15 protein-coding genes are annotated in these 12854 nt (G+C 62.6%); 11 read left to right on the forward strand and 4 right to left on the reverse strand.

The annotated features are described in order from the left end of the window. Window positions 1–7: 7 nt before the first annotated feature. Together RM192_RS00685 and rho are read right to left on the reverse strand one after the other, a co-directional pair. Entirely contained in the window at window positions 8–2548 is a 2541-nt protein-coding gene (locus RM192_RS00685) for a helicase-related protein (RefSeq protein ID WP_311505584.1), read from the reverse strand. 150 nt (window positions 2549–2698) lie between these two features. Then, complete coding sequence (rho, locus tag RM192_RS00690) at window positions 2699–3955, reverse strand: transcription termination factor Rho (RefSeq protein ID WP_311505585.1); 1257 nt, start codon at window positions 3953–3955, stop codon at window positions 2699–2701. Window positions 3956–4190: 235 nt separating this feature from the next. Between rho and RM192_RS00695 the strand changes: the two genes are divergently transcribed. Continuing rightward, a complete protein-coding gene (locus RM192_RS00695; protein ID WP_311505586.1) occupies window positions 4191–4346 on the forward strand; it encodes a hypothetical protein in 156 nt (51 codons plus the stop codon). Here the strand turns inward: RM192_RS00695 and RM192_RS00700 are convergent. Together RM192_RS00700 and hemE are read right to left on the reverse strand one after the other, a co-directional pair. After that, window positions 4343–4786, reverse strand: a complete 444-nt coding sequence (locus RM192_RS00700) for a CopD family protein (protein WP_311505588.1) — start codon at window positions 4784–4786, stop codon at window positions 4343–4345. The two genes, RM192_RS00695 and RM192_RS00700, sit on opposite strands and share 4 nt — an antisense overlap. Before the next feature lie 85 nt (window positions 4787–4871). Next, window positions 4872–5897 carry a uroporphyrinogen decarboxylase gene (gene hemE / locus RM192_RS00705; RefSeq protein ID WP_311505589.1) on the reverse strand — a complete coding sequence of 342 codons (1026 nt, stop codon included), beginning with the start codon at window positions 5895–5897 and terminating at the stop codon, window positions 4872–4874. A gap of 338 nt (window positions 5898–6235) precedes the next feature. Here hemE and RM192_RS00710 point away from each other — a divergent pair, with 338 nt between their 5' ends. The 10 genes from RM192_RS00710 to RM192_RS00755 all read left to right on the forward strand — a co-directional run bounded on the left by RM192_RS00710 (window position 6236) and on the right by RM192_RS00755 (window position 12793). Next, window positions 6236–7078, forward strand: a complete 843-nt coding sequence (locus RM192_RS00710; protein ID WP_311505590.1) for a pyruvate, water dikinase regulatory protein — start codon at window positions 6236–6238, stop codon at window positions 7076–7078. After that, window positions 7075–7662 carry a nucleoside triphosphate pyrophosphatase gene (locus RM192_RS00715; protein WP_311505591.1) on the forward strand — a complete coding sequence of 196 codons (588 nt, stop codon included), beginning with the start codon at window positions 7075–7077 and terminating at the stop codon, window positions 7660–7662. Before RM192_RS00710 ends, RM192_RS00715 begins: the two co-directional genes overlap by 4 nt. Then, window positions 7659–8516 (forward strand): shikimate dehydrogenase, encoded by an 858-nt coding sequence (aroE, locus tag RM192_RS00720; RefSeq protein WP_311505593.1) that lies wholly within the window; start codon window positions 7659–7661, stop codon window positions 8514–8516. The genes RM192_RS00715 and aroE overlap by 4 nt, the downstream gene beginning before the upstream one ends. Further along, window positions 8513–9118 (forward strand): dephospho-CoA kinase, encoded by a 606-nt coding sequence (gene coaE, locus RM192_RS00725; RefSeq protein WP_311505594.1) that lies wholly within the window; start codon window positions 8513–8515, stop codon window positions 9116–9118. Before aroE ends, coaE begins: the two co-directional genes overlap by 4 nt. Window positions 9119–9166: 48 nt before the next feature. Continuing rightward, window positions 9167–9865 (forward strand): DNA polymerase III subunit epsilon, encoded by a 699-nt coding sequence (gene dnaQ, locus RM192_RS00730; RefSeq protein ID WP_311505595.1) that lies wholly within the window; start codon window positions 9167–9169, stop codon window positions 9863–9865. A gap of 47 nt (window positions 9866–9912) precedes the next feature. Beyond that, complete coding sequence (hpf, locus tag RM192_RS00735) at window positions 9913–10497, forward strand: ribosome hibernation-promoting factor, HPF/YfiA family (protein ID WP_311505596.1); 585 nt, start codon at window positions 9913–9915, stop codon at window positions 10495–10497. A 180-nt stretch (window positions 10498–10677) separates the two neighbouring features. Continuing rightward, entirely contained in the window at window positions 10678–11139 is a 462-nt protein-coding gene (locus RM192_RS00740) for a PTS sugar transporter subunit IIA (RefSeq protein ID WP_311505597.1), read from the forward strand. Continuing rightward, complete coding sequence (locus RM192_RS00745) at window positions 11114–11617, forward strand: PaaI family thioesterase (RefSeq protein WP_311505598.1); 504 nt, start codon at window positions 11114–11116, stop codon at window positions 11615–11617. Before RM192_RS00740 ends, RM192_RS00745 begins: the two co-directional genes overlap by 26 nt. A 1-nt stretch (window position 11618) precedes the next feature. Continuing rightward, window positions 11619–11960 carry a DUF1491 family protein gene (locus tag RM192_RS00750; protein WP_311505599.1) on the forward strand — a complete coding sequence of 114 codons (342 nt, stop codon included), beginning with the start codon at window positions 11619–11621 and terminating at the stop codon, window positions 11958–11960. A 212-nt stretch (window positions 11961–12172) separates the two neighbouring features. Continuing rightward, window positions 12173–12793 (forward strand): cell wall hydrolase, encoded by a 621-nt coding sequence (locus RM192_RS00755; RefSeq protein ID WP_311505600.1) that lies wholly within the window; start codon window positions 12173–12175, stop codon window positions 12791–12793. Window positions 12794–12854 lie beyond the last annotated feature (61 nt).

Consider the following 12854-nt stretch of genomic DNA (forward strand, 5'->3'; position numbering starts at 1 on the left):
TCTCCCCCTAACGTGTCACGAGTTCCGCAAGCGCGGCAAAGGCCCCGGTCGGCGGTGGCAGAGACCGCGATGGCTGGGCCGGAGCGGCACGCGAAGGCCGCCATTCCCACAGCGGCGGCATGGCAGGCCCCGCTGCGCCTTCGGGCAAAGGGCGGCGGACGAATACGCGAAAAGCGGCAGCACGCAGCAAGGCTGTAAAGCTTGCAGTGGAAAGTCCCATGGAACGCGCAAGCGCAGGGTCAATAATAAAGCGGCGGCCCTTTGCGGCCAGGCGCGCGGCATGAGCGGCATGAAGCAGCTTTTCCGCAAGGTCGACCCGCAGGTTCTGCGTGCCCACGCGGCGATACCCCGCCAGCGGTTCCTTGCTGCTGACGACGGGACTGGCCGATTGCGGCGGCGCGGGCGGCTTTGCGCCCCACACCCGCGCCAGTGCCGCCCACAAGGCAAGCGGCGCGGGGCGCAGCATCGCGGGCACGAACAGATCGAGCGCACCGATCCGCACGCCAAGCTTCTTCATGCGTTCACGCTGCGCCGGATCGAGCCTGTCAAGGCCCGATTCATCGCGCGGCAGGATGCCGCCCGCTTCAACTAGATGCAGCAGCAGCGCGCGCAAGTTTGCCCCCGATTCACTGGCCCGGCTCGCTTGTGACAAACCGATAAGCGGGCCGAGCAGGCCGCCTACATGCGCAGCGAACCAGTCCTGCAAAGCCTGTGTCACACGGGCTTTAAGGAGTGGAGGCAAGCGATCCAGCGCCGCGTCGGTCCTGATGCGCGGGTCGAGAATGCTGCGTCCCCGCTCAAGCCGAGCCACAATCATGTCCCGCCAGACCATCGTACCTTGGCGAAGGGTCAGCCCCCCTGCCTCGCCGGCACTGGCCAGCAGTTCCGCGCCCCGCGATTCCAGCAGCGCGGGCAAGTGCCTTTCGGCAGCAGCGAGCAGCAATTTGCGATCCGCTGCACGGGCGAGGGGATCAACCACGAAGCGGAAGCCCTCCAGGTGGCCGATGGGTTCGTCATCCACCAGCACCGATCCGGATTCAGACAGGCGGACCGGAAGCAGGCCCGCATCAGCGCCTGCCTTGCGCATCAGCACGGTCGTACGGCGATTGACGAAGCGCTCGGTCAGCCGCGCGTGCAGGGCATCGGACAGGCGGGTTTCCACGGCGCGGGCGCGGGCCGACATTTCTTCCTTCGCCAGCACCCAGTCAGCGCGCTGAGCGATATACGACCATGACCGGATTGCGGAAATGCGGCCTTGCAGCGTGTCGATATCGCCTGCCGGGACATCGAGTTGCGCGATGGCCTGCGCGACGTAATCTGCGCCGAGATAGCCATGGCGCAAATCCTGCCACAGGCGAGCGATGAATCGGCTGTGCGTCTCCTCGCCTTGTTGCCGGAAATCGGGCAGACGGCAGACTTCCCAGAACCTCTGCACCATGCGCGCGCCGCGAATATCGGAGATTTCAGGCTCTTCGGATAATCGCTTGAGCACGGCAAGATCGATGGATTGCGGCGGCGTGGCCAGTTCGGCGCGCGGCGGCAGGCTTTCGAGATCCTCGATCAGCGTCGCCAGACTGTCAAAGCGCGGCTCGGCCTCGCGCCAGAACAGGCGGGTGAGCGGCGGGAAGCGGTGCTCCTCGATTGCGTAGATTTCTTCGGGGGTGAATTCGGGATCGTGCCCACCCATGCCAGAAAGGGTGCCGAAGGTGCCATCACGCTGGTGCCGCCCGGCGCGACCCGCGATCTGCGCCATTTCTGCCGTGGTCAACCGCCGCTGGCGGTGGCCGTCGTATTTAGACAGGCCCGCAAATGCGACGTGGTGCACATCGAGATTGAGGCCCATGCCGATGGCGTCGGTCGCCACCAGATAATCGACCTCGCCCGATTGATACATCGCGACCTGGGCATTGCGCGTCTGCGGGCTTAGCGCGCCCATGACGACAGCCGCGCCGCCGCGAAAGCGCCGCAACATTTCGGCCATGACATAGACCTGCTCGGCACTGAACGCGACAATCGCGCTGCGCGGCGGGATGCGCGAGAGCTTCTTCGCGCCGACGTGAGTCAGCGTGGAAAAGCGCGGACGCGAAACGATTTCCGCTTCGGGCACCAGCGCCTTGATCATCGGTTGCAGCGTGGCCGAACCGAGCAGCATTGTCTCCTCCCGCCCGCGGGTGTGGAGCAGACGGTCAGTGAACACATGGCCGCGTTCGGGATCGGCAGAAAGCTGGGCCTCGTCCAGAGCCACGAAAGCGAGATCGGGGCGCGAGGGCATGGCCTCGACCGTGCACAGATGCCAGCGCGCGCCTTTCGGCTCGATCCGCTCTTCCCCGGTAATCAGCGCGACCTTGTCCGGCCCCTTGATCGCGCAGACCCGGTCATAGACCTCTCGCGCAAGGAGCCGCAGAGGAAAGCCGATTGCACCGGAAGAGTGCGCGCAGAGTCGCTCGATGGCGAGATGGGTCTTGCCGGTATTGGTGGGACCGAGCACGGCCTTGACCACGCCCGTGTGGGACGGGCGGCGAGGCTGGGCTGGCGTGCGACTGGCCATGGGAAGGAATGTGGCGGGCATCATGGCCTGAAACAAGCGAGGGGGCCGATTTTATCCCCTGCCCGAACGGACGGGACCGGTTCCACATTGGGCCAAAGCAAAAAAAGCCCGGATCGCTCCGGGCTTTTCGTGTTGCTGATGCGCCAGCGCTTACTGGTTCATCGTGGCAAAGAAATCCTCGTTGGTCTTGGATTCCTTCATCTTATCGAGCAGGAATTCCATCGCGTCGATGGTGCCCATCTGCATGAGGATGCGGCGCAGGACCCACATCTTCGACAGCTGGTCCTTGGCGACGAGCAATTCTTCCTTGCGGGTTCCGCTCTTGCCCACGTCGAGTGCCGGGAAGATGCGCTTGTCGGCAACCTTGCGGTCCAGCACGATTTCCGAGTTGCCGGTGCCCTTGAACTCTTCGAAGATCACTTCGTCCATGCGGCTGCCGGTGTCGATCAGCGCAGTCGCAATGATGGAGAGTGAACCACCCTCCTCGATATTGCGCGCGGCACCAAAGAAGCGCTTGGGGCGCTGCAGAGCGTTGGCGTCAACACCGCCGGTCAGCACCTTGCCCGATGACGGGACAACGGTGTTGTAGGCGCGGCCAAGGCGGGTGATCGAGTCCAGCAGGATCACGACGTCACGCTTGTGCTCGACCAGGCGCTTGGCCTTCTCGATGACCATTTCGGCAACCTGGACGTGGCGCGTTGCGGGTTCGTCGAAGGTCGAGGAAATGACCTCGCCCTTCACGCTGCGCTGCATGTCGGTGACTTCCTCGGGACGTTCATCGACCAGCAGGACGATCAGGAAGACTTCCGGGTGGTTGTCGGTGATCGCCTTGGCCATGTTCTGCAGCAGCACGGTCTTGCCGGTGCGAGGCGGGGCGACGATCAGCGCGCGCTGACCCTTGCCCTGCGGGCTGACCAGATCGATCACGCGGGCAGACTTGTCCTTGACCGTGGGGTCGAGCGTGTCGAGACGCAGGCGTTCGTTCGGGTAGAGCGGGGTCAGGTTGTCGAAATTGACGCGGTGACGGACGGCATCAGGCTCGTCGAAGTTGACCTTGATCAGGCGGGTGATCGAGAAGTAGCGCTCGCCATCCTTGGGGGCGCGTACTTCGCCTTCGACGGTATCGCCTGTGCGCAGGCCCCATTTGCGGACCTGGTTAGGCGAAACATAGATGTCGTCAGGCCCGGCGAGGTAATTGGCTTCAGGGCTGCGCAGGAAGCCGAACCCGTCAGGCAGAACCTCGATCGTGCCGATGCCGAGGATTTCCTCGCCGTCTTCGGCCATTTCCTTGAGGATCGCAAACATCAGGTCCTGGCGGCGCAGCGTGCTCGCGCCTTCAACCTCGAGCTCTTCGGCCATCTGGACTAGCTCGGCGGGAGTCTTTTTCTTGAGGTCTTTCAAATGCATATCACTGGTATCCAAAGCAAAAGCTGGAAATGGCCGGAAGCCTCTAAGGGGCTTGGAGAAAGCGAGAGGGCGGCTGCAACGGGGCAGCACATCTGTTTCCGGTCGGTCGCGGGGATATTCGCGGTGGGCTGGTTAGTCAATCAGCCAGATTCGTTGGCGCCGAAACCGGACTCGTGGCACAGTACATTGGCAATGGCGCCGGACACATCCGGCCCGCAGGAGAGAGGATCACGCGATGATCAGACTACCCCGCCAGAGCTCCGCATTTCCCCGCAACACGGCTACTGAAATCAAGGCAAACGCCTGGGGATCGCAGTGGAAACAATTGCGCGCGCCAGCCACGCTGCTGCGCAATGCCACGCGCGATACCTTGCGAACCCTGCGCAGTTAAAACGGCTTCACGATCACAAGGATCACGATCAGCGCGGCAGCAATGCCAGGCACTTCGTTGAGCATCCGCAGCTTCCGCCCGGTCAGTTTGCGCTGACCGGCGGCGAGCAGCTGCGCGTAATTCGCCAGCCAGAAGTGATAGCCGGTAAGCGCAAGAACCAACGCCAGTTTGGCATGGAACCAACCTTGCGCAAACGCGCCGATGCTCATCGCCAGCGCAAGGCCGAGCACCCAGACGACGATCAATGAAGGCCACATGATGATCTTCATCAACTTGGCCTCGCGGTCGACCCAAATGGCATTTTCGGGCGAGCCTTCAGGCGATTCCTGATGGTAGACGAAAAACCGGGGCAGCATGAACAGGCCAGCCATCCAGAAGATCACGAAGATCAGATGCCCTGCCTTCAACCACAGATAGATCATCGCCAATGCCTGCTGCATGAGTTGCGGTTCCGCGTCGCTGCGTATGGTCGCCCCGGACCGCTATCTCGGTGGGATCGCCGCAGTTTGCAAGAGGCCGAAAGGGTCAGCGCGACCAGCCCCGCACGATCTTCAGCAGAGCCTCGACATGCTCGATCGGGGTGAACTGGCCGATGCCATGGCCGAGGTTGAACACATGCGGGCGATCCGCAAAAGCCTCCAGCACGCGGATCGTCTGGGTTTCCAGATCCGCGCCGCCCGAAAGCAGCAACAGCGGATCGAGATTGCCCTGCACCGGCATGTTCGCTGGAAGTTCGCGCGCGGCCCACAGAGGGTCGATCGTCTCGTCCACACCCACCGCATTCACACCGGTTTCGCGGGCATAGGCGGCAAGCTTCTCGCCCGCGCCCTTCGGGAAGCCGATCACCGGAACATGCGGGTAGCGGCGCTGCATTTCGGCGGCGATCTTCGCGTTTGGCGCGATGACCCAACGTTCAAATTGCGCAGGGGCCAAGCTGCCAGACCATGAATCGAACAGTTGCAGGCCTTCTGCGCCTGCTTCGACCTGGCCCGAGAGGTATTCGATGGTCACGTCCGTGATCGCATCGATGATCGCCTGGAACGCGCCCGGATCACGATAGGCCATGGCCCGGGTATCGTGATGATCGCGGCTGCCTTCGCCTGCGACCATGTACGTCGCCACCGTCCAAGGACTTCCTGCAAAGCCCAGCAAAGTCGTCTCAGGCGCCAGCTGAGCCTTCACCTTGGCCACGGTCTCGTAAATCGGCGCGAGGCGCTCAGGGACAGCTATGAGGCTCTCCAGCGCGGCATCGAGCAGGCGGGGCGAAAGGTGCGGACCTTCGCCTGCCAGGAACTGCAAGTCCTGCCCCATCGCATAAGGCACGATCAGGATGTCCGAAAACAGGATCGCGCCGTCGAAGCCGAAACGCCGGATCGGCTGGACGGTCACCTCGGCGGCAGCGTCGGTATCGTAGACCAGCTTGAGGAAGCCGCCACGCTCCGCACGAAGCGCGCGATACTCGGGCAGATAGCGCCCGGCTTGACGCATCAGCCAGATCGGGCGGCGGGCAAGATTGGCACCCTGGAGAGTCTCGAGAAGCGGGCCGGGCATCGCGGGTTTCGATCCATTCTACTTAAACTAGATTCTTAGAATCAGGTTGATGGTGTTAGTTGGCCCTGTGGAAAGCGGGGATTGCGGCGCTCTGCCTGATTTGTGAGTCCGCTTCCACTGTTTTTGCGCGGTCCGACTCTGTCTGGAACGGGGTCAAGGCAAAGTTCTCAACGCTCTCCACAGGCTGGGGAAAAGCCTGTCCACCTGTCCACAACCGGGGGTGAGGATGGCTGGAAAGAAGCATGGAATTGCCGGTTCAACTTGTCCCCGGTTCTCTCCCGTGGTTTATCGGCCCTGTGTCCACAGGGCTGTCCCGGCCCCCCAGAAAAGGCGCGTGAATGCAGCGTTTGCACCTGCACCTCCTGTCGGATTCCACCGGCGAGACGCTGGAAATGATCGCCAAGGCGGCGCTCGCACAGTTCGATGGGGCCGATGTCGTGCGGCACTTCTGGCCAATGGTGCGCTCGATGCAGCACCTTGACCGTATCATGGGCGAGATCGCCGCAAACCCGGGCCTCGTGCTTTATACACTGGTCAATCCCGATACGCGCGCGCGGCTCGAACAACGCTGCGTGACGCTTGGGCTGCCCAGCGTTGCCGCGCTCGATACGGTGACCGACGCGCTGCAGCAGCAACTCGGCGTGCAGGCCAAGGGCCGCCCCGGCCGTCAGCACATGATGGACGAAGCCTATTTCAAGCGGGTCGACGCGATTCAGTTCACGATTGCCCACGATGATGGGGTGAACTGGGAAAATTGGGAAGAGGCCGACATTGTTCTGGCAGGCGTCTCGCGCAGTTCCAAGACACCGACCTCGATCTATCTCGCCAATCGCGGCTACAAGGTCGCCAATATTCCGGTTGTGGTGGAAAGCCCACCGCCGTCGATGCTGTTCTCGCTGCGCCGCCCGATGGTAGTGGGCCTGACGACCAGCCCCGAGCGCCTCATCGCTGTGCGGCGCAACCGTCTGCTGTCGCTCAACCAGACGCCCGAAACCGCCTATGTGGATAACGATCAGGTGACGCGCGAAGTGCAATATGCGCGGCGCATGTTTGCCGATAACGGCTGGCCGGTGATCGACGTCTCGCGCCGTTCTATCGAGGAGACGGCGGCGGCAGTGATCAATCTCTATAATGAGCGCGGGGCCGCAGGTGGCAGCGGGGATGGAGTTAAGCCGATATGACGCTGATCCTGGCGAGTCAGAGCGCCTCGCGCAAAATGATGCTCGAAGCGGCGGGCGTGCCGTTCGAAGCGCGCAGCGGCGATGTCGATGAAGGCGCGATCAAGCGCGAACTGATTGGCGTGCCGCCAGCGGATATCGCGATGATCCTGGCCGAAGCCAAGGCGCTAGCCATTTCTGTTGCCGCACCGGGAAGGCTCGTGCTGGGCGGGGATTCGCTGGTCGAGGTTTGCGGAAGGCTGTTCGATAAACCGGTCAGCCGCGAAAACGCCGCCGAACATCTCGCTTTCTTCTCGGGCAAGGACATGCATCTGCATTCCGCCGCCGTGCTGATGCGCGATAATGCTTGCGTCTGGCGCCATACCGAATACGCAAAGCTCAAGGTCCGCACACTTTCCGACAGCTTTATCCAGAGCTATCTCCACAGGGAATGGCCCGCCGTTTCCGGCTGCGTCGGCGTGTTCCGCATGGAAGCGCTGGGTGTGCAATTGTTCGAATCCGTCGAAGGCAGCCACTTCACGGTTCTGGGAATGCCGCTATTGGCACTGCTCGGCGCGTTGCGTGCCGAGGGGGAACTGGACGCTTGAGCCTTGCCTATGCCGAAGTGATCGGAGACCCGATCGCGCAATCGAAATCGCCGGTCATTCACGGATTCTGGCTGGAGAAGCTTGGGATTACGGGCGACTATCGCCGCGTCCATATGAAGGCTGACGGGCTGGCGGACTATTTCGCGTCGCGGCGCGACGACCCTGATTGGCGCGGCTGTAATGTGACCATGCCGCACAAGCAGGCTGTGATTCCGCTGATCGACCGGCTCGATCCGCTGGCCGCGCGTATCGGCGCGGTCAACACGGTTGTGCGCGAAGGTGGCGCGCTGGTCGGATACAACACCGATGCACCGGGGTTTCTCGAACCCTTGCGGCCTTTGCTCGGCCAGACCCACTATTTCCGCATGGCGCGCGTTCTGGGCACTGGCGGCGCGGCGCGGGCGATTGTCGCGGCGCTGGCCGCAGAGGGTATGGTCATCGTGCTGGCCGGGCGCGATGTGGGCAAGGCGCGGGCATTGCTTGAGGAACTCGATCCGAAGGGCGATCACCACGTCGCCCCGCTCGATCATTTCGCCGATGCCACAGACTTTCCGTTCGACGACCGCGAGGGTTGTCTCGATCTGGTGGTGAATGCCTCCTCGCTGGGCATGACCGGGCAGGGCGCGCTGTGTTTCGACATGAGCCATGCGCCGCCGGGATCTGTGTTCTACGATATCGTCACCAGCCCGCTCGAGACGGATTTCCTGAAGGCTGCCAAGGGTGCAGGCTTCCGCACTTTCGATGGCCTCTCGATGCTGATCGGGCAGGCCGACCACGCCTTTCGCAAGTTCTTCGGCGCCATGCCGCCGCGCGGGGCGGCTGATGTCGCCTTGCGCGAACGGATGCTGGGATGAGCCGCCCGTTCATCGCAGGCCTGACCGGCTCGATCGGCATGGGCAAGTCTGCCGTGGCACTGATGCTGCGCGAACTGGGCGTGCCCGTGTTCGATGCCGACGCCGCTGTGCATCAGTTGCAGGGACCGGGCGGGGTGTTGCTGCCGGCCATAGAAGCGGCGTTTCCTGGAACGACCGGGCCGGACGGGGTGAAGCGGCAGGAATTGGGCACGCGTGTGTTCGGCGATGCTGTGGCGCTGAAGCGGCTGGAAGCCATCGTTCACCCTGCCGTCGCGCAGATGCGCGAAGCGTTCATGATCGAGCACATGGGTGAATCGCTGATCGTGTTCGACATTCCGCTACTGTTTGAGAAAGGGCACGGACCAGATCTCGATGCAGTGCTCGTCGTATCCGCCCCGGCCGAAATGCAGCGCGCGCGCGTATTGGCGCGGCCGGGGATGACGCCGGAGAAGTTTGCCCACATCCTCTCGCTGCAAGTGCCCGATGCCGAAAAGCGTGCGCGGGCAACCCATATGATCGATACCGGCGTGACGCTGGAGCAGACGCGCGGGCAGGTGGCAGGGCTGGTCGCGGCACTACGGGAAAAAAACCCGCGAGACTGACTGTGACTCCCCTTGCCAGCCCCGGCTAGCGGGTCCACATATTCCCTAATGCGTGAGATCGTTTTCGATACAGAGACGACCGGCCTCGACCCCAGATCGGGGGATCGACTGGTGGAAATTGGCTGCGTCGAGATGGTCAACCGGGTGCCGACAGGCGCGGTTTACCATTGCTACTTCAATCCCGAGCGTGACATGCCGGCAGAAGCCGAGGCGGTTCACGGCCTGTCCATTGCGTTCCTGTCGGACAAACCGAAATTTGCGGAAAAAGCGCCAGAGTTCCTCGATTTCATCGGCGATGCGCCGCTGGTTGCGCACAATGCCGGGTTTGACTTTGGCTTTATGAACAACGAGCTGGAAATGTGCGGGCTGGAGCCCGTCAGCCGCGAACGGATGGTCGATACGGTGGCGATTGCCCGCCGCAAACATCCCGGCGCCAAGCTCAGCCTCGATGCCTTGTGCTCGCGCTACGGGATCGACCGTAGCCACCGCACCAAGCACGGGGCACTTCTGGATGCGGAACTGCTCGCCCAGCTCTATGTCGAGCTGCAGGGCGGGCGGCAGATCGGCCTCGAACTGGCTGCCGATGCACCGGGCGGTGCCTCAGGCGTCTTCGAGGAAACCGTGGCCGTCACCTCGTCGGTGACCCGCATATTCCGTTCCCCGCGCCCGCATGCCGCGAGCGCGGAGGAGCTGGCCCGCCATGCCGAATTCATGGCGGGTTTCAGCGAGCCGATCTGGTCACGCTGATGCGCTGATCCCGGTCGTCCCGCACGAGTGTACAGGAGAAGTGATTTATGGATATTCGCGTTTCGGGACACCAGGTCGACACCGGCGCTGCTTTGCAGACCCATGCCGAAGAGCGCCTTTCCGCCATCGTCGACAAGTACTTCTCCCGGGCGCTTTCCTCGCATGTAACCATGGGGAAGGCCCCGCACGGCGGCTTCCGCTGTGACATCGTTACCCACGTCACCAACGGCCTGATCCTCAAGGGTGGTGCCATTTCGCAGGATGCGCACAATGCGCTCGACCAGTCGGCGGACAAGATCGAGAAGCAGCTGCGCCGCTACAAGCGGCGGCTCAAGGATCGCCATGAAAACGCCGATCACGCGCGCAAGACCGACGAGGCCAATCTGGTCGTCCAGGACGCGGCCTATACTGTCTTTGCCCATGACGAACAGGGTGAGGAAGAACAGGTCGATGCGCCGCTGGTCATTGCCGAAACCCGCGTCGATGTGCCGACCGCCTCGGTCTCGGATGCGGTGATGATGCTCGACTTGCGCAACACCAATGCGCTTCTGTTCAAAAACGCCGCCACGGGCACGCACAACATGGTCTATCGCCGGGGTGATGGTTCGATCGGCTGGGTAGAACCGAAGTAGCCTGACCGCTGTCAGAACAGCGCAAGACGAAGAAGGGGGCCGCACCTTGCGCCCCCTTTTTTGTTGGGCCGATGCTGGCAGACCCTGCCCTCGCTTTGGACTTGCGTTCGCCCGGAATCAGGAGCATTGCGCGCTCCAATTCACCGTGCCTTTGCACTTTTGTGATATGTCCAATCCGCTATGACGGCTCTCTTCACGCTCGATCAACAAGCCGTGCGCATGGTTCGCGCCGATACCAAGCAGCAGATCCTCACCGATCTCGCGCGCTGCTTTGCCGACGTCTACATGCTCGACGCCGCGATCGTGATCGAAGGCATCGAAGAGCGCGAGAAGCTTGGCAGCACTGGCTTCGGGCGCGGCGTTGCCATTCCCCACGCGCGGATTGACGGGCTGGAGCGCCCGGTTGCAGCATTCTTCCGCCTTGAAAATCCTGTGGAATTTGCCTCGGCTGATGGCATGCCCGTCGATTGCGTGTTCGGGCTGTTGTCACCCTCGCAAGCAGGTGCCACGCACCTTCAGGCCTTGGCCGCAATCTCGCGGTTGATGCGCGACGAACGCATGCACGAACGCCTCGCTTCTGCTTCCGACGCTGAAGCGCTTTACGGGTTGCTGGTCAATGTCATCGACCGTGACGCCGCCTGAACCGGGCCAGCGTGACGACAGCGCTGCGCTGCATTGGCGGGCACTCGAAGGGCTCTATGCTTCGGCTCCGGTCAATGCCCTGTTCGAATCCCGGCTGGAAATCACCGGCGAGGGCGTCTCGCGTATCCATTTCAACGTGACGCCGGCCTGCTACCACGCCGCCGGAGCCGCGCACGGCACGATCTATTTCAAGATGCTCGACGATGCCGCCTTCTATGCCGCCAACACCATGGTCACGGATCGTTTCCTGCTTACCACCTCGTTCAACCTGCTGTTCACGCGCCCCATCGAAGCGGGACCGCTGACTGCGGAAGGTCGCTGGATTTCGGGCCGCCGCCGCGTGCTCGTCGCCGAAGCGCGGTTGATCGATGCCGACGGTGAGGAAGTAGGCCGCGGCACCGGCACGTTCCAGCGCTCGCGCATCCCGCTTTCCAGTCTCGATGGCTACAACGCGGGCTTGCGCTCGGCGCTGGCCTGAGATGCAGGCACGTCTCCCAGCCCACCTTGAAGTATCGGGTCTGCTCCGCGCTGCGCAGGCGGACGGTGACTTCGGCATGGTCCTGAACAAGGGCGAGCGCGATGGCGGCACCATCCTTGTCGTTCTCTTGGATAAACAGGGACTTGGCGTTCTGTTTGAGCGTATGCCGAGCGCGGATGGAAGCCGGAAATGGCTCTCTGTAAAGACGCAAGTAATTGATAATAAAATGGAATTTGAGGACTATCTGGACCGGCGGAAGCAGCAGGATCCAGATGTGTGGATAGTCGAACTGACTGTCGCGGATCGGGAACGGTTCGTCCGGGACAACCTGTCGCCAGCCTGAACGCGGGTTGACTCTTTCGCAGCGCACAATAAAGGCAGCCCACCGATTTTGCGCAGGCGGTGACGGGATGCAGACAAGCAGATCGCACTGGCACGCAGACGGGGGGCAACCGACATGGCCCTTCGGCATCCAGCCCTCGTGCGGGTTATCCCGCGCGACAGGGCTTTTTGTCGCGCCATGACCGGAAGCTCACCGCACATTGACGAATTTTGATGAGCACCAAGTTCCGTTACGCCGCAACATTGAGCCTTGCTGCGACTTTTATCACAACCTTGCTCAGCACTGGCGGTTCCCACGCCAACGCCCAAGGGTACAACGCTCCCGTCGCTGCTGCGACGACGTTCATCTCCCAGCCGGTCATTCAGGCAATTGCGACTCCGCAGGCCGATGATGTGATCGACAGCCAGGACGCGATCGCCGCATCCTCGCTTTCCGAGCTGGTCGAGAAGACCGAAATCCCCGCCGATCTCTCGAATGAGCTTGAGTGCCTTGCAGGCGCCGTGTTCTTCGAAGCCAAGAGCGAATCGCTCGCCGGACAGCTTGCTGTCGGCCGTGTCGTGATCGCACGCTCGCAGTCGGGCCGCTTCCCCGCTTCCTATTGCGGCGTGGTGTATCAGCCCTCACAGTTCTCGTTCATCCGTGGCCGCTCGATGCCCGCGATCAACCGCGCAAGCCGTGATTGGCAGGACGCGGTGCGCATCGCCGTGATCGCCGATCAGGGCACGTGGAAGAGCCCAGTCGAAGGCGCGATGTTCTTCCACGCCAGCCATGTCTCGCCGCGTTGGGGCAAGGCGCGCATGGCCCGGATCGATGGTCACGTTTTCTACCGTTGATCGCAATCTGGAAGTGACATGAAAAAAGGGCCGGCTCCGCAAAGGAACCGGCCCTTTTTCA

Source organism: Novosphingobium sp. MMS21-SN21R (assembly GCF_031846015.1).
Classification (GTDB): domain Bacteria; phylum Pseudomonadota; class Alphaproteobacteria; order Sphingomonadales; family Sphingomonadaceae; genus Novosphingobium.